Origin of the sequence: Acinetobacter pittii (genome assembly GCF_034067285.1) — a bacterium.
Taxonomy (GTDB): domain Bacteria; phylum Pseudomonadota; class Gammaproteobacteria; order Pseudomonadales; family Moraxellaceae; genus Acinetobacter; species Acinetobacter pittii_E.
In genome coordinates, this window is the sequence record NZ_CP139286.1 from 3454624 (window position 1) to 3471386 (window position 16763).

General features: G+C 39.5%; 15 protein-coding genes. 6 read left to right on the forward strand and 9 right to left on the reverse strand.

Annotated elements, in window-relative coordinates; all coding sequences use genetic code 11:
• Positions 1 to 10 precede the first annotated feature (10 nt).
• The 3 genes from nrdR to glnK form a co-directional block, all read right to left on the reverse strand.
• Entirely contained in the window at positions 11 to 469 is a 459-nt protein-coding gene (gene nrdR / locus SOI81_RS16305; RefSeq protein ID WP_000543541.1) for a transcriptional regulator NrdR, read from the reverse strand.
• Between the two features lie 163 nt (positions 470 to 632).
• Positions 633 to 2027: an ammonium transporter gene (gene amtB / locus SOI81_RS16310; protein WP_239975905.1), complete on the reverse strand. Its 1395-nt coding sequence runs from the start codon at positions 2025 to 2027 to the stop codon at positions 633 to 635.
• A gap of 57 nt (positions 2028 to 2084) precedes the next feature.
• Entirely contained in the window at positions 2085 to 2423 is a 339-nt protein-coding gene (gene glnK, locus SOI81_RS16315) for a P-II family nitrogen regulator (RefSeq protein ID WP_000780326.1), read from the reverse strand.
• Positions 2424 to 2701: 278 nt separating this feature from the next.
• Between glnK and SOI81_RS16320 the strand changes: the two genes are divergently transcribed.
• Positions 2702 to 2929: an accessory factor UbiK family protein gene (locus SOI81_RS16320; protein ID WP_239968116.1), complete on the forward strand. Its 228-nt coding sequence runs from the start codon at positions 2702 to 2704 to the stop codon at positions 2927 to 2929.
• Between the two features lie 65 nt (positions 2930 to 2994).
• Complete coding sequence (yifB, locus tag SOI81_RS16325) at positions 2995 to 4482, forward strand: YifB family Mg chelatase-like AAA ATPase (protein ID WP_320541003.1); 1488 nt, start codon at positions 2995 to 2997, stop codon at positions 4480 to 4482.
• Between the two features lie 14 nt (positions 4483 to 4496).
• On the opposite strand, the gene SOI81_RS16330 is transcribed toward yifB, so the two are convergent.
• Positions 4497 to 5930 carry a PLP-dependent aminotransferase family protein gene (locus SOI81_RS16330; protein WP_320541004.1) on the reverse strand — a complete coding sequence of 478 codons (1434 nt, stop codon included), beginning with the start codon at positions 5928 to 5930 and terminating at the stop codon, positions 4497 to 4499.
• A gap of 111 nt (positions 5931 to 6041) precedes the next feature.
• Here SOI81_RS16330 and SOI81_RS16335 point away from each other — a divergent pair, with 111 nt between their 5' ends.
• Both SOI81_RS16335 and SOI81_RS16340 read left to right on the forward strand, forming a co-directional pair.
• Positions 6042 to 6818: an aldolase gene (locus tag SOI81_RS16335; RefSeq protein ID WP_239975902.1), complete on the forward strand. Its 777-nt coding sequence runs from the start codon at positions 6042 to 6044 to the stop codon at positions 6816 to 6818.
• 15 nt (positions 6819 to 6833) lie between these two features.
• Positions 6834 to 7712, forward strand: a complete 879-nt coding sequence (locus SOI81_RS16340; RefSeq protein WP_239975901.1) for a dihydrodipicolinate synthase family protein — start codon at positions 6834 to 6836, stop codon at positions 7710 to 7712.
• A 42-nt stretch (positions 7713 to 7754) separates the two neighbouring features.
• Here SOI81_RS16340 and SOI81_RS16345 read toward each other — a convergent pair whose 3' ends face one another.
• Positions 7755 to 8567 carry a TorF family putative porin gene (locus SOI81_RS16345; protein WP_239975900.1) on the reverse strand — a complete coding sequence of 271 codons (813 nt, stop codon included), beginning with the start codon at positions 8565 to 8567 and terminating at the stop codon, positions 7755 to 7757.
• A 961-nt stretch (positions 8568 to 9528) separates the two neighbouring features.
• Between SOI81_RS16345 and oprD the strand changes: the two genes are divergently transcribed.
• Positions 9529 to 10824: an OprD family outer membrane porin gene (oprD, locus tag SOI81_RS16350; RefSeq protein WP_224993567.1), complete on the forward strand. Its 1296-nt coding sequence runs from the start codon at positions 9529 to 9531 to the stop codon at positions 10822 to 10824.
• A 106-nt stretch (positions 10825 to 10930) separates the two neighbouring features.
• On the opposite strand, the gene ppa is transcribed toward oprD, so the two are convergent.
• Positions 10931 to 11455 (reverse strand): inorganic diphosphatase, encoded by a 525-nt coding sequence (gene ppa, locus SOI81_RS16355; RefSeq protein ID WP_002121243.1) that lies wholly within the window; start codon positions 11453 to 11455, stop codon positions 10931 to 10933.
• 127 nt (positions 11456 to 11582) lie between these two features.
• On the reverse strand, positions 11583 to 11981 hold the full coding sequence (locus SOI81_RS16360) for an MAPEG family protein (protein WP_016142470.1): 399 nt from the start codon (positions 11979 to 11981) through the stop codon (positions 11583 to 11585).
• A gap of 106 nt (positions 11982 to 12087) precedes the next feature.
• Between SOI81_RS16360 and SOI81_RS16365 the strand changes: the two genes are divergently transcribed.
• On the forward strand, positions 12088 to 12477 hold the full coding sequence (locus tag SOI81_RS16365; RefSeq protein ID WP_016142471.1) for a hypothetical protein: 390 nt from the start codon (positions 12088 to 12090) through the stop codon (positions 12475 to 12477).
• A 40-nt stretch (positions 12478 to 12517) separates the two neighbouring features.
• Here the strand turns inward: SOI81_RS16365 and fadD are convergent, their stop codons facing one another.
• Positions 12518 to 14197: a long-chain-fatty-acid--CoA ligase gene (fadD, locus tag SOI81_RS16370; RefSeq protein WP_016142472.1), complete on the reverse strand. Its 1680-nt coding sequence runs from the start codon at positions 14195 to 14197 to the stop codon at positions 12518 to 12520.
• A gap of 297 nt (positions 14198 to 14494) precedes the next feature.
• Complete coding sequence (gene parC / locus SOI81_RS16375; protein WP_239975899.1) at positions 14495 to 16714, reverse strand: DNA topoisomerase IV subunit A; 2220 nt, start codon at positions 16712 to 16714, stop codon at positions 14495 to 14497.
• Positions 16715 to 16763 lie beyond the last annotated feature (49 nt).

Here is a 16763-nt window from a genome sequence, read left to right on the forward strand (position 1 = left end):
TCTCAAATGATTAGTGTTCACGTTGCTGCATTTGCTCTATTTGACGGCGAAATGCTTCAACATCCTGAAAATCTTGATAGACAGAGGCAAATCGGACATAAGCAACATGGTCAAGGGCAAATAAAGATTGCATGACGATTTCGCCAATTGTTCTAGATTTCACATCGCGCTCACCTAAACGACGAATCTGCAACTGAATATCACTTAAAACTGTTTCGATCTGCTCTTGTGTGACTGGACGTTTTTGCAACGCATGCATTAACGAACGACGCAATTTGGCCTCATCGAAGGGTTCATTTTTTCCATTCGATTTGATCACACGGGGCATTACCACTTCATAGCTTTCAAAAGTGGTAAAACGTTCACCGCAACTTACACACTCACGACGTCGACGAATCTGACAGCCTTCGGCGGCTAAACGTGAATCGATGACTTTACTATCTGCGGCGTTGCAAAATGGACAATGCATAGCGGACTTATAGGGTCGATTACTTTGACCTAGTGTAGCAAAATTTCCACACTTACAGAACCAGCATTCTTCGAGACAAAAAAACAGTCCTGAGCAAGATCAAAGCATCACTTTGATCACAGCGCAAGACTGTTCTTTTAAGACAGCAGATTATTAATGATGATTATTCAATACGTTCGCCATGTTGGCTTAAATCCAGACCCATACGCTCATCATCAGCATTCACACGGATACCAATTACAAGATCAATCACTTTAAGAATAACGAAAGTCGCGATCCCGCTGTAAACCATAGTTGCCAATACGCCTTCAACTTGTACCCATAATTGGCCAGCGAATGTTGGCGCTAATGTAACGTTGGCAGCTTTAATAATTTCGTCACTGTAGAATACGCCAGTTAAAATCGCACCGACAATACCACCTACCGCATGCAAACCAAACGCATCTAAAGCATCATCGGCTTTAAGTAAGCGTTTAAGTGCAGTAATACCCCAGAAGCACACAACGCCACCGATAAGGCCCATCACTAAAGCACCGCCTACACCGACAAAACCTGCAGCAGGGGTAATCACTACCAACCCGGCTACCGCACCAGAAGCACCACCTAATACAGATGCTTTACCACGGATCATACGTTCAACAACTAACCAAGAGAGTGCGGCAGCGGCAGCAGCAACTTGAGTCACTAAAATTGCCATACTTGCACGAGCACCAGCGCCTAACGCACTACCACCGTTGAAACCAAACCAACCCACCCAAAGTAAACTTGCACCGATAACAGTTAAAGTTAAGTTATGAGGAGCCATAGATTCACGGCCAAGGCCAATACGTTTGCCAAGCATATAAGCAGCAACTAAACCTGCAACCCCTGAGTTGATATGTACAACCGTACCACCAGCAAAATCTAATGCGCCTGCTTTGAATAACCAGCCATCTGCTGCCCAAACCCAGTGAGTAATTGGCGCATAAACAACAAGTACCCAAATTGCAATAAATGCCATGAAAGCTGAATACTTCATACGGTCTGCAATAGAACCGCTAAGAATTGCAACTGTAATAATGGCAAAAGTCATTTGGAAAATAACAAAGAGACTTTCGGGAATTGTCCCACTCAATGCATCAAAAGCCACTCCGTTGAGCATCGCTTTAGACAAATCACCAAAAAATGCACCTGTGCCAGAGAACGCGATTGAATACCCAGCAATCACCCACAGCAAACTTACTAAGATTGCAGCTGAAAGGCTGAACATCATTGTACTTAAGACATTTTTTTTACGTACCATACCGCCGTAGAATAATGCTAATCCTGGAATGGTCATTAATAAAACTAATGCGGTTGAAACTAAAATCCAAGAGGTGTCACCCGTATCAAGAGTGGGTGTCGGTGCTGGAGCTGCCGGAGTTTCAGCAACTGGTGCTTCTGCCGCGGTTGTAGTAGCTTGTGATGTTGATGCCGCCGTAACTTCCGATGTTGGCGTTGTTACAGCTTCTTCTGCCCAAGAGGCAGTACCACCCAAAAGAGCGCCTGATAGACTGAGCGCCATAAGTATTTTTTTCATTCGTGTCCCCCAACCTCATTTGCGAGTTATTTTCTACTCAGCAAGCTTTGTGCCAATTTAGACAGCATCCGGTCCAGTCTCACCCGTACGAATACGAATTACTTGTTCCAGGTTAGTCACAAAAATCTTACCATCGCCGATTTTTCCAGTGCTCGCTACACGAGTAATTGATTCAATTACCGCGTCAACCATTTCATCACTAATCGCAATCTCAATTTTTACTTTAGGTAAGAAATCAACCACATACTCTGCACCACGGTAGAGTTCTGTATGTCCTTTTTGACGACCAAAACCTTTAACTTCAGTTACGGTAATCCCTTGTACACCAATGTCAGAGAGCGCTTCACGCACATCATCTAATTTAAACGGTTTTACAATTGCAGTTACAAGCTTCATGTTTGTTTCCTTCGGCTTCTTTTCACCAGTAAGGTTTTATGTTCAATTTTCATGCCAATATTTCAAAGGTTGAGGGAAATGAATCTATTGCATGAACTTTCTTTATAACCTATTTAGTGATCAAGATGTAGATGAGCTATTAAAAATAAAATGAATTTTCAGTATTGTTGAGTGCTGTTTTAATGTTCTATTTGCACTAAAAGAATTGAAACCTATATCCCGACTTCAAGCAGTGATAAACTGTAAACTATAAGGTAATACAACGCTTTGGATATTTTATGTTAGAAACATTACTACAGGCCATTTTGGAACAAATTGATGAGCCTAAAAAAGATTTGGAAAAAAATTTACGTGCATTATTAAATGAAGCGGTCGAAAAGTTAGACCTTGTTTCTAAACAAGAGATTGACCGTCAAAAGACTGCACTTCAATCGGCTAATCAACGTTTAGAAGAGCTACAAAAACAAGTCAGTCTATTAGAAGAAGCCTTAAAGAATAAAAAATAAGCACCAACGTAGCGCACTTATACTTTACAACGATTAAAAATGAAGCACCATAATGGAACAATAAGATGTCTTTTTCTAAAATTTATACACGGGGACTTTTGGGTTTACATGCACCTCTAATTGAAGTTGAGGTACATGTGAGTCAAGGCTTACCTTCTCTTACCATTGTCGGGCTAGCAGAGGCGGCAGTAAGAGAAAGTAAAGACCGCGTTCGCTCAGCCATTATTAATAGTGGATTCCAATTTCCGACTAAACGGCTAACCATTAATCTTGCGCCAGCAGATTTGCCCAAAGATGGTTCACGTCTAGATTTACCAATTGCCGTAGGCATTTTAATTGCATCTGGTCAGCTCCCAGAAAACTGTGCCGAAGATTTTGAATTAATTGGTGAATTAGCGCTGGATGGTCACGTAAGACCAGTGTCAGGCACGTTAACTTTGGCCATGGCATGCCAACAGGCCAAGCATAAAATGCTTTTACCCCTCGATAATAGTCAGGATATTAACCATTTACCGAATCTTGAATGTTATCCAGTGAGTCACTTAAAAGAAGTTTGTGAACATTTTCTGGGCACGAAATCTCTATCTTCGGTTGAACCTGCAACTGCCTCAAACCAAATGCCTTATAAATTTGATCTGGCAGATGTAAAAGGTCAGTTGCGCCCACGTCGTGCACTAGAAATAGCCGCCGCAGGAGGACATTCGCTGCTCTTTAAAGGACCACCAGGCACTGGTAAGACTTTACTCGCTTCAAGGCTCCCTTCAATTTTGCCACCTCTTTCTAATCAAGAAACACTTGAAGTTGCGAGTATTTATTCTATTTCCAATACACCGCATACGTTTGGCCAACGGCCATTTCGAGCGCCCCATCATACAGCATCAGCGATTGCACTTGTTGGGGGCGGATCTCATCCTAAACCAGGTGAAATTACCTTATCTCACTTAGGGGTTTTGTTTTTAGATGAACTTCCTGAGTTTGACAGAAAAGTGCTAGAAGTCTTACGTCAGCCACTTGAGTCAAAAGAAATCATTATTTCACGAGCAGCTCGGCAAATTACCTACCCTGCAAACTTTCAGCTCATTGCAGCGATGAACCCCTGCCCATGTGGTTATGCATTTAATCAAGATAGTCGTTGTCAATGTTCTCCTGAGAGTATTAAACGTTATCAAAACCGTATATCGGGACCATTACTCGACCGTATCGATTTACATATTGATGTACCGCCATTAAAAGCTCAAGAACTGCAAGATCCAACCCCTGCCGAAGACTCCAGCAGTGTTCGACAACGTGTGATTTCTGCTTATGAACAACAAATGCAAAGACAGGATTGTTTAAATCAGGCGCTCTCACCAAAACAACTTGAGCAATATGCTGTTCTCGATAGTACTTCACAGCGAATGATTGAAATGGCTCAGCAACGTTTAAATTTATCGGCTCGTGCTTATCATCGTGTTTTACGAGTAGCGCGGACCATTGCAGATTTAGCTCAAAGTGAGGTTATTCAAAGTCCGCACCTTACAGAGGCACTCTCTTATCGAGGCAATCATTCTTAAAACGGAACAGCGGATTATAAGTCCGCTGTTCTTTTATTAAGAGCGTCATTTAAGGCCTCGATTAAAGAAGTAATTTCCTGCTCTGATAAAGCTGCAAAACCAAAGCGGATACAACGATTAGAAGACTCGATTTGTTTAAACTTATGCTCTGTATCAATGTTGATTTCTTTTAATTTTATGAGCTGTTCCTGAGTAAATGGTTTCTGGAATTTTACCCATAAAGCCATTCCACCCGCAGGCGGTTGTATCTGAATACTCTCTGCAAAAACTCTTTGAAACTCAGCTAATGCATGGTCACGGCGTAACTGATAAATCTTTTTCATTTTGCGGATGTGTCTTTTAATTTCACCCCGTTGCATTAAATCTGCTAAAGCAAGTTCAGTAATGTTATTACCTTGTCGATCAATCAATAAAATATCTTCAGTAATCGATTGGATTACTGATGACGATGCCACAATGTAACCCAAGCGTATACCGGGTGCAAAAACTTTAGACAATGAACCAACATGAATGACTAATTCAGAATGAGGCAAACTCGCTAAGGGTGGCATAGGCCGACTGTCATAGTGGAATTCATGATCATAGTCATCCTCAATAATATAAAAACCCCATTTTTTTGAAAGCTCTAAGAGTTGAAGACGGCGGTTCATTGCCATGGTAACAGTTGTGGGATATTGATGATGCGGAGTTGTATAAATGGCAGCAACTGAGTGCTCTTGTAAAATCCGTTCCATATCGTCAATAACAATACCCTGTTCATCTAATTTGACAGAAACCACTTGAAAGCCATTTGACTGAAAAGCTTTAAAAGCAGATGGATAATACAACTCTTCAACAACAATCACGCCTTGCCGATTGGGTAATGCACGTGAGGCTAGAAAAATTCCCATCTGGCTACCACGTACAATACAAATCTCATCATCGGCAACATTCATAAAACGCTCCATCGACAACATTTGTTGTAAAGCCAGCCTTAACTCAGCCATACCTCGTGGGTCACCATAGCCCATGTATTGGTTTTGCGTAATTTTAATGAGTGCGTGCCGATAGGCCCTCGAAAATAATTCATAGGGAATAAGCCTCGGATCTGGCACACCATCGTTATGGGGCTGCTGGGCAACTTGTTGAATTATTGGTTTATCACTAACTTTTCGAACAGATCCTGATTTTATTTGAAGCTTTTTTTCCGGTAAAACATCTGCCACAAATGTGCCTTTTCGAGGCCGAGTCACAAGCCAACCTTGTGCTTCCAATTCTTCATAGACTGCTTGTACCGTTTTTCGATTAATTCCCAATTCTTTTGAAAGGCTACGAGACCCTGGCAGCATAGTGCCCTGTACTAAACGGCCACTTAAAATTTCCTGACTAATCAAGTTGGTCAGTTTTAGAAAAACTGTCTTTTCTTCTCTTTCATCAATACGGAAATGTACTTGCCAAGGTCTTAGCATATTTGCCCCATCTGGACCATATAACTTATAAAAACTGGATGTATTGATTCATCCAGTTGTTTTCTATTCTGCCTTCACCTACTTAATTTGGTCAATTGGACTGGAGAAGAGATGAAGACTGCTTCTGTAAACAAACACGACTTGATGCAACACGCACAACAAGACATGCAAAAGTGGATTAGCGACTCAGACTTAACTGATCGTCAAAAGCTTGCACTCACTTGTCGTATTTTATTTGACCATGGCCATGATGCTGGTTTAGCAGGCCAAATTACTTGCCGTAGTGAAAATAAAGATTCCTTTATTACCCAACGTTTCGGTTTAGGTTTTGATGAAATTACTGCTTCAAACTTACTTGAGGTGAATCAAGACTTAGAACCCGTCAATCAAGAAGGAATGGCCAACCCAGCCAACCGTTTTCACACATGGATTTATAAAGAGCACCCAGAGGTGAACTGCATTATCCATACGCATCCGACTCATGTAGCTGCACTGTCGATGCTTCAGATTCCACTCATGATTTCTCAAATGGATGTTTGTGCACTCTATGAAGATTGCTCTTTTGTAGGCCATTGGCCAGGTGTTCCTGTAGGTAACGAAGAAGGCATTTTAATTTCTTCTGCTCTGGGTAAAAACCGTGCTGTTTTGTTATCTCACCATGGTCAACTGGTCACAGGAAAAACTATTGAAGAAGCATGTAACTTGGCTCTTTTAATTGAACGCGCAGCTCAACTGCAACTATTAGCCATGTCTGCTGGGCAAATTCAGCCGATCCCACACGATTTAGCAACAGAAGCTCATGACTGGGTATCTACCGATAAGCGTAACAAAGTGAACTTTGCTTACTACGCACGTAAAGCTTTGAAAAAACATTCTGACTGTATTTAAAAAGAGACTTCGACCATGAAACTAAACGGCATTATTGGCTACCCGGTTACTCCATTTTCTGATGACAACACCATTAACCTTCCTGTCCTAAAGCAAATGCTGGATTTGCTTATTGAAAACGGTTGCGATGCAATTGCGCCTCTAGGCAGTACTGGCGAAAGCGCTTATCTTGAATGGGATGAGTGGTGTTTAGTCGCTAAGACTTCAATTGAAAGCATTAATAAACGCCTACCTGTCATTATTGGGATTTCAGAACTCACGACCGATCAAGCCATCAAAAAGGCGCAGATCGCTCAAAGCTATGGTGCAGATGCACTTATGGTCATTCCCGTATCGTACTGGAAGCTCACAGATCAAGAAATTTTTGAATATTACCAAGCGATTGCTCAAGCAACGACTTTACCGATTATGATTTATAACAACCCTGCAACTAGCGGTGTTGATATGTCAACAGAGCTAATTGTGCGTATGTTTAATAACATTGCAAATATTATGATGGTAAAAGAAAGTAGCGGCGATATTCAGCGTATGCATAAAATTTATGAATTATCAAAAGGAGAACTTCCGTTTTATAACGGCTGTAACCCTTTAGCTTTAGAAGCTCTATGTGCTGGGGCAAGCGGTTGGTGTACGGCTGCACCAAACCTGTTAGGTAAACGACCTCAACAGCTTATTGAATATGTAAAAAATGGAGAATTAGAACAAGCCCAGAAGTCATTTTATCAGCAGCTTCCTCTACTACGCTTTATTGTAACTGGTGGTTTACCCAAAACGATTAAAGCAGGTTTACAACTAAAAGGTATCGCTGCGGGGGCACCACGCAAGCCTCTGTCCAAAGCCTCGGATATTGAGCTTAGCCAATTAAAACAGCTAATTTCGGAAATAGAAAACTAATAAAAAAGCGGGTTTATTTACCCGCTTTTTATAACTCAAAACTTAGAATGTTTTAGTCAAACTAAATACTAAACCTGTGTCATAAGGTTTTTTCTGAGCATCAGTCATACCAGAAGTACTAATATCTGTACCAACTACATCTAGCTCAGCAACAATACCCAAAATGTTATAGTTTACGCCGACCTTATAATCGATATAGCTATCGTCTTCACCTGGTCCGCCCGCAACGACAAGTAAAGAGTCTTTGTTTTTGAGTTTGTTATAACCAACTGAAGCAAGTCCAGTAAATCCTGTGTCTGCAATTGGTGCTGAGTACCCAACGTTAAAATACCAGAACTCGTCAGAATGGCCCCAGTAATCGTTAGAGTAATTCACACCGGCACTAAGTGTATCACCTTTAAATAAAGAGTCTGCAAACGTTAATTTTCCATAAAACTCGGTAAAGTCAAAACCAGTATCACCATTGTATGGGTTAGTAAATTTTGAGTCAGAGCCAATGTAACCATAACGGATCACACCAACATCATAAGTTGGCGCAAGTGTGTCTGACAATTTTAAGGTGTTGGTATAACCTAAAGAAATATCAGTTTCAGTTGAAACACCCGGTGTATTAAAGTCAACACTTGAACCCCAAAGCGCAACATAAGCACCTGACTTATGAGAAAAAGTAAAACCACCTTGAATGGCTGGGTTATTTGATGATTGTGTCACACCACGGAAGCGATAGTCTGTGGTCGCTGCCACACTACCTGTTGCCGTGATTCCATAAAAAGATGGTGCATCTTCAGCCATAGCCATGGTTGAACTTGCTGCAAAAATACTAAGACTCACGGCCTTAAGTGCAAATTTCATCATTTTGATCTCCCCCACAATGAATGCACGATTTATATGAATTAACAAATTGTGTTGGTTAAGCTTTAGCAATTGCTGTGCCAATTCCATATTTGCTATCGATGCACTTCATTAATTTTGAGATCAGATTTATTCTACAATTAAATTTCCGTTTATTTTTCATTAAAATATATTAATAAAAAACAATAAATTAAAAATAAAATTCTTGTTGTATTAAAAATAATAAATATACGAAAACCCCTTATCGGAAACTCATTACCGAGATGAGAAGTGTTCATGTGATTGATGTAAATTCTCTATTTAAACCTAGAGCCGAGCTATAAAAACTCCGTAAATTTTTAAAGACAGTGCTTATATGGTCTGTGAGTGAGCATTTCTACTCGTTAGATTTTTTTATTTATTTTCTAATTTAAAACAATGAACCATATTGGGTCTTTTTTAAACAATATTTTGAGAAAAAATAATAATGCACAAAATCCAAGCAATCTAGCGCACTAAATATGACCAACCCAACGATATTCTGTCGGCCTACTATAGTGATCTATTTTCATACACTTTTATTTTCAAATAATGTTATAAAGTAACAATTTAGCTATTCTTTAAAATAAATTGCTGTAAAAAGCTGCTTACAAGAAGATTAAAAAGTAAACATATCCAACAAAAAAGCGCAAAAAATGAACACAAAAATCAACTTTTTTTTAGCCTATTAATAAAAAATAAATGGTAAAAATCCACTAAAAAATAAATTACTTTTTTTATTTTAAACAATATATTAAGTGTAAAAATCTGGCTATAAAACTACTAAGCAACCCCTAACACATTAATTAAATCCTGCATAGCATATATAAAATAAAATGAACAAAAATATATCTTTTTTATAGATTACTTATACAATTGATGGAAATCCTAGGCCCTGAACAATAACAAGGCACAGGATTTATCGTTTTTATGAGGTTCTTTAAATATGCTAAAAGCACAAAAACTTACATTAGCAGTTCTCATTTCTGCGGCAATAATTTCCTCAGCTCAGGCAAGCGAGCAAAGTGAGGCAAAAGGATTTGTTGAAGATGCGAACGGTTCTATTCTCTTCCGTACAGGTTACATCAGCCGTGACAAAAAAAATGGCGTAGATGACACCAGTTCATTTGCTCAAACAGCAATCGTTACGCTAGATTCTGGCTTTACCCCTGGTATTGTTGGTTTCGGTGTTGGTGTTGTTGGTGATGGTTCATTTAAAATCGGCGACAATAATAACGCTGGTAATAACATGATTCCACGCGAAACATTGAACGGTAAAGAAAACTCTGGTGATACTTATGATCACTGGGCTCGTGGTGGTGGTAACGTAAAAGCACGTTTCTCAAATACAACTGTACGTTATGGTACTCAAGTACTCGACCTACCTGTTCTTGCAAGTAACACAGCTCGTTTAGTACCTGAATATTTCACAGGTACATTGTTAACCAGCCATGAAATTAAAGATTTAGAAGTGATTGCTGGTAAATTCACTAAAAACCAATATTCTGATCAAGTGAACACAGATGGCCGTCGTCTTGACCGTGCAATTGTTTGGGGTGCTAAATACAAGTTTGATGATAATTTAAATGCATCTTACTATGGCCTAGATAGTAAAGATAAACTTGAACGTCATTATGTAAATGTGAATTATAAGCAACCTCTTTCTAATGACAGCTCATTAACTTACGATTTCAGTGGTTATCATACTAAGTTCGATGAAGGTGCTTCTACTTATTCACAAACTACTGATGACCTATCTAATCGTAAGAATAATATCTGGGCAATCTCTACAGCCTATAATACTGGTCCACATAACATCATGGTTGCTTACCAACAAAACAGTGGTAATGTCGGTTATGACTATGGGGAAAATGCTGACGGTGGCCAAAGTATTTATTTGCCAAACTCTTACCTGTCTGACTTCATCGGTAACGATGAAAAATCTGCGCAAATTCAGTACAGTCTTGATTTCGGTAAGTTAGGTGTATTACCAGGTCTAAACTGGACCACTGCATTTGTATATGGTTGGGACATCAAAGTTAAAGGTTTAACGGATGATGCTGAAGAACGTGAATTCTTTAACCAAGTAAAATATACAGTTCAAAGTGGCTTTGCTAAAGATGCAAGCCTTCGTATTCGTAACTCTTACTATCGTGCAAGTGATGCTTATCAAACCAATGCTTACATTGGCGATACGAACGAATGGCGTTTATTCCTTGATATTCCTGTGAAATTATTCTAATTCACATATCTATCAAGCATAAAAAAACCTACGTCTGGCAACAGAGGTAGGTTTTTTATCAAGCTCAGAATATCAACTGAGAAATTCTGAGCTTATAAATTAAAGCTTATTTAGCAGCTTCAATTGCTTTTAATACTTCTGCTTTAGCAACATCAGCACCTTCCCAACCACTGATTTTTACCCATTTACCAGGTTCTAAATCTTTATAGTGACTGAAGAAATGCTCAACTTGGCTAATCAATAACGGAGGAAGATCTGTATATTCTTTCACGTCTTTATAAAGTGGAGATAATTTTTCGTGTGGAACAGCGATTAATTTCGCATCAATACCACCGTCATCTTCCATGTTTAATTTACCCACTGGACGGCAACGAATTACAGAGCCAGCAGCAACAGGATGTGGAGTTACAACAAGTACGTCTAACGGGTCGCCATCTTCAGACAAAGTATTTGGAACATAACCATAGTTCGCTGGGTAGAACATTGCTGTACCCATAAAACGGTCTACAAACAATGCATCAGAATCTTTGTCGATTTCATATTTAATTGGTGCTGCATTTGCAGGAATTTCAATGATGACATAGATGTCATTTGGTGCATCTTTACCTGCTGGGATATTGCTGTAACTCATATCAATACTCTTTCGTTATGAAGTCAGATGTAAAATCCACTCGATTATAGCGTGGATATCATCAAAATGATGCCGATTATACAATGGGCACACGCGAAAGTTGATATGAATGGTGACAGAATGACACTCAAGTCAGTTTTATCGTGACCACTAATAAAAAGATTGGGCACAATATAGATAAGAACCAGACAATCGAACGTAAAGTTGCCCAGTTACTTAAATAGCAGATGCCATAAATAACTCTTAAAATAATATAAGCCCAACCTAACCTTAGAATGAAATATTCCGGAACAACCATATATTCAGCCATTAAAATAGCTGTTAAGAATAATGGTAGGCTTTCAAAACTATTTTGTTGTACGGCATTAGCGCGAGCAGCAAGACCTGTTGTTTTAGCAAGAAAGGCTCTCGGGTTTTGATTGTCACTAGGCTGAAAACCGCCCGTAAACTTTGCAATTACGGTAAATGCGTATGGCAGCAAACATGCCACTAAAATAATATAGATAATGCCGCTGATGCCCTGCATAGTGCCATCCATCACTGAAAATACTGTTGATCATGCTATCATAACATTGCGTTTTTACCTGAAATTTTATGCAATCACTTGTCATCACTGATTAATAGGGCCATATATGCAACAACCTGATCAAAAAGAATTGTTTGAAGTCTTAGATAAGCAAAAACAGAATCAACTTCAGGTAGATCGTGTATTAAAAATCGTACTTCCGATTGTCGCTTTTTTATTGAGTGTGATTTGTGCAAATTTAAATTGGCAATCGACACTAGGCACCTTTGTCATTTTAACAATTACCTTTATTGCAGTCGGTATTAAACGGCTTCCTTTATGGCATTGGTTAATTGTGATTGCTCTATATTGCCTTGTTGATAATTATTTAAGTTATGGTCAACTTGATTTAACTCATCTACGCTTACAACTTGGCACAATGCTTGTTTTTGTTGGAATGGTAGGAATTGGCCGTCCCTATATAGACCGCTGGTTTATGAAAAGTCACAAAATATAAATACAAAAAAAGCGCCCTAAGGCGCTTTTTCATTAACTTTTTAAGCTGGTTTACGTAAGTCTTTACGCAAGATTTTACCTACGTTTGATTTAGGTAACTCATCCATAAACTCAACATAACGAGGGCGTTTATAACCTGTTAAGTTCTCTTTAGCAAAGTTCAAAATTTCTTCAGTCGTTAAGCTTTGATCTTTTTTCACGATAAAGAGTTTTGGCACTTCACCTGATTTTTCATCTGGAACACCAATTGCAGCAACTTCCAATACTTTTGGATGCTTAGCAATCACTTCTTCGATTTCACTTGGATAAACGTTAAAGCCAGAGACCAAAATCATATCTTTTTTACGGTCTACAATTTTTGTATAACCACGGCTATCCATAACGCCGATATCACCCGTACGGAAGAAGCCGTCCGCGGTCATGACTTTAGCTGTCTCATCAGGACGGTTCCAATAGCCTTTCATTACTTGAGGACCGCGAATTGAGATTTCACCTTGCTCACCTAAAGCAACTTCTTTACCGTCATCATCTAAAATAGCAACTTCAGTTAAAGGTAATGGAATACCAATTGTGCCGCTAAATTCAGTAGATGCAGGAGGATTTGCAGTCGCTACCGGAGAAGTCTCAGATAAGCCATAGCCTTCAATAATAGTTGTGCCAGTAATTTTCTTCCAAGCTTCTGCTGTAGAAGGTAATACTGCCATACCACCGCCCATCGCCATTTTTAAATTGCTATGGTCAAGCTGTTTAAATTCTTCATTATTCACTAACGCATTAAATAATGTATTTACTGCTGGGAAGAATGATGGCTGATATTTACGTAATTCATTAATTACAGCAGGTAAATCACGTGGGTTCGGAATCAAGATATTTGCTTGACCTTTATACATACCGTACATTGCGCAAACCATGAACGCAAAAATATGATAAAGCGGTAATGCACAAACAATACGGTCGCCTTTAGCCCCATCATTTGCACCAAATTTACTTTGGAAAATACCGTCACACTGTAAAAGGTTGGCAACCAAATTGCGGTGAGTCAGCTCAGCACCCTTTGAAACACCAGTTGTACCACCCGTATATTGAAGTACGGCAGTATCGCTTAAAGTTAAGTTCGGACGTTTATAATTACTCGGACTTTCTTTATTTAATGCTGTATTAAATTTAACGTGCCCAGGAATATTCCAAGCAGGAATTTGCTTACGTACTTTACGTAATACAAAATTTACCAATGTGCCTTTAAGTGTACCAAGCATATCCCCTACTGTCGCAACTACAACATGCTTCACAGGAGTTTTACCTAAAATACTTTGGTAAACACTGGCAAAGTTTTCAATAATCACGAGTACTTCTGCACCCGAGTCATTTAATTGATGCTCAAGCTCACGCGCAGTATAAAGTGGGTTTACATTCACCAACACTAAGCCTGCACGTAACACAGCTAATGCAACTACAGGATATTGCAATACGTTCGGCATCATTACTGCCACACGAGTTCCCTTTGCTAACCCCAAATTTTGCAAATAGGTCGCGAACTTACGGCTTGCGAGTTCTAACTCGTTAAATGACATTGCCTTATCCATGAAGATAAAGGCATCACGAGAACCAAATTTTTGGAAATTACTCTCAAAAATATCAACAAGAGAAGTATTTTCCGCAGGCAATGCTACTGTTTCTGGAATCCCTGTTTTTTGGTATTCTGCAAACCAAATCTTTTCCATAATGCCATTATCTCCGATTCGTAATCCTTAGTAATAACTGTTATTCAATGCCCCAGCTATTCTTTAGCTTCTTGGTGCCAGAACATATTTAAAACTTATTGGCACATTCATGACACTTTCGAACAAGATTATGAGACAGAAGTTTTGACAATTTGACCCTGTCAAATTTTTTGCATGGAGTACAAATTACGTACTCCAAATTGCTGTCCTTTTAATCGTTATCCAATACCAACAAGTTCAGTTCATTGCTTGAACATGTTGCCATATATAGCGTATTTATGTTGCCCGACGCTAGCTTTATCTCTGAATCAACAGTTTATTTGCTTTTTGATATCCACGTGGTAAGAGATGACCTTTTGAAGCTCGTTTACCCATGTATTTTTGTAGATCATCACCTTTTAATTTTAGATGTTGTTGACCTGCAACTACCTGAATTATTTCATCTAAGTTCAGGGTTGTCATGGATAAAATCTGCTCTTTCGCTTCAAGTTGTATCAACTTATTACCTTTACCCTTATTTAAATTTGGCAGTTCTGACAAATCAATAATCAGGAGTCGACCTGCTGAGCTGAGTACAGCCAAATGTGTCATATTTTGGGCGGAGATTAATGGCAAAGCTTTTGATTTTTCAGGTACCGACAAGAAACTTTTTCCGGCCTTGGCATTAGTATCTAGCTGTTTAACTTGAGTTTTAAAACCATAACCTGATGAGCTAGCAGCAATAAGTTCTGAGTCTTCATCCTCTAAGTAGACCTGAATAAACGCGACTCCACTTGCAGGAGCCAGTTTCGAACTTAGTGGTTCACCTAAACCCCTTGCTGATGGCAAGCTACTAATAGGTAAAGCATAACTACGCCCCGTCTCATCAAGGAAATAAATTCGTTGGTTGGTTTTACCTACCGCATGACTTAAATATTGGTCGCCAGCGCGATAGTTTAAATTCTCTGCATCAACATCCGCACCTTTTGCAGCACGAATCCATCCCGCCTCAGATAAAACCACTGTTACTGCTTCAGCTGGCATTAAATCCTGTTCTCTAATTTGAACAGCTTCAGCACGCGCAACAATTGGAGAACGGCGTTCATCACCAAACTTTTTCGCGTCTTCTTTTAATTCACCAATAATCAGACTCTTTAAAGATTCTGGATTTTCTAATTGTTCACGGATAATGGCAGCTTTTGCAGCAAGCTCATCTTGTTCATGACGGATTTCCATCTCTTCAAGTTTTGCCAAATGACGCAACTTGAGTTCTAGAATTGCTTCTGCCTGTATCTCATCAATTTTGAAATGTTCCATCAATACAGGTTTAGGCTGATCTTCTTCACGAATAATACGAATGACTGTATCAATATCAAGATAAGCAATTAAAAGACCTGCCAAAATATGCAGGCGCTTTTCAATTCGGTTTAAATGGTATTCTAAGCGGCGAGTTACCGTTTTCTTACGGATCTCAATCCATTCAAGCAAGATACGACGAATCGACTTAACTTGAGGACGGCCATCCTCACCAATCATGTTTAAATTAACACGGTAGCTCGATTCTAAATCTGTAGTCGCAAATAAGTGGCTCATCACCGCTTCTGCATCAATGCGGTTAGAACGCAGTACAATCACGAGTCGTGTTGGATTTTCATGATCCGACTCGTCACGAATATCAACGACTAATGGCAGTTTTTTGGCCTGCATTTGGTCGGCAATTTGAGTAATTACCTTAGAACCCGATACTTGATACGGTAATTCGGTAATCACAATTTCATTTTTTTCGATGGTATAAACCGCTCGCATGCGGTAACTACCACGACCAGTCATCTGGATTTTGAGTAATTCTTCTGGCGGCGTAATAATTTCAGCTTTGGTTGGTAAATCTGGCGCTGGAATATATTCAGCCAATTTTTCATCTGATGTTTGCGGATTACGAATTAAAGCAATTGTGCCTTTAATCACTTCACGCAAATTATGTGGCGGAATATCGGTAGCCATACCAACCGCAATACCAGTTGTACCATTAAGCAAAATATTAGGAACTCGTGCTGGCAACGTAATCGGTTCTTTTAAAGAACCATCAAAGTTATCTTGCCACTCACTCGTGCCTTGTCCTAACTCACTTAGTAATAACTCACTGTAGGCAGAAAGTTTTGCCTCGGTGTAACGCATCGCAGCAAACGATTTAGGGTCATCTGGTGAGCCCCAGTTCCCTTGACCTTCGATTAAAGGATAGCGATAACTAAATGGCTGAGCCATCAACACCATAGCTTCATAACATGCCGAGTCGCCATGTGGATGGTATTTACCGAGTACGTCACCCACAGTACGGGCCGATTTTTTTGGCTTACCACTGCTTTTTAAGCCCAACTCGCTCATGGCATAGACAATACGGCGCTGTACAGGTTTTAAGCCATCACTGATATGCGGCAATGCACGGTCCATGATGACGTACATGGCATAATTCAGGTAAGCCTGTTCAGTAAATTCGGCTACAGAGCGGTTTTCTGTCGCTTGATGCGCAAGGCTGGTCATAGTCAGCTTATCTTCCAAATCAGTCGTTATTTTAAGTGAGTCTTATGCT

Coding starts and splice junctions, on each gene's coding strand:
- nrdR (WP_000543541.1), bottom strand. CDS start 469: ATGCATTGTCCATTTTGCAACGCCGCAGATAGTAAAGTCATCGATTCA.
- amtB (WP_239975905.1), bottom strand. CDS start 2,027: ATGAAAAAAATACTTATGGCGCTCAGTCTATCAGGCGCTCTTTTGGGT.
- glnK (WP_000780326.1), bottom strand. CDS start 2,423: ATGAAGCTTGTAACTGCAATTGTAAAACCGTTTAAATTAGATGATGTG.
- SOI81_RS16320 (WP_239968116.1), top strand. CDS start 2,702: ATGTTAGAAACATTACTACAGGCCATTTTGGAACAAATTGATGAGCCT.
- yifB (WP_320541003.1), top strand. CDS start 2,995: ATGTCTTTTTCTAAAATTTATACACGGGGACTTTTGGGTTTACATGCA.
- SOI81_RS16330 (WP_320541004.1), bottom strand. CDS start 5,930: ATGCTAAGACCTTGGCAAGTACATTTCCGTATTGATGAAAGAGAAGAA.
- SOI81_RS16335 (WP_239975902.1), top strand. CDS start 6,042: ATGAAGACTGCTTCTGTAAACAAACACGACTTGATGCAACACGCACAA.
- SOI81_RS16340 (WP_239975901.1), top strand. CDS start 6,834: ATGAAACTAAACGGCATTATTGGCTACCCGGTTACTCCATTTTCTGAT.
- SOI81_RS16345 (WP_239975900.1), bottom strand. CDS start 8,567: ATGATGAAATTTGCACTTAAGGCCGTGAGTCTTAGTATTTTTGCAGCA.
- oprD (WP_224993567.1), top strand. CDS start 9,529: ATGCTAAAAGCACAAAAACTTACATTAGCAGTTCTCATTTCTGCGGCA.
- ppa (WP_002121243.1), bottom strand. CDS start 11,455: ATGAGTTACAGCAATATCCCAGCAGGTAAAGATGCACCAAATGACATC.
- SOI81_RS16360 (WP_016142470.1), bottom strand. CDS start 11,981: ATGCAGGGCATCAGCGGCATTATCTATATTATTTTAGTGGCATGTTTG.
- SOI81_RS16365 (WP_016142471.1), top strand. CDS start 12,088: ATGCAACAACCTGATCAAAAAGAATTGTTTGAAGTCTTAGATAAGCAA.
- fadD (WP_016142472.1), bottom strand. CDS start 14,197: ATGGAAAAGATTTGGTTTGCAGAATACCAAAAAACAGGGATTCCAGAA.
- parC (WP_239975899.1), bottom strand. CDS start 16,714: ATGACCAGCCTTGCGCATCAAGCGACAGAAAACCGCTCTGTAGCCGAA.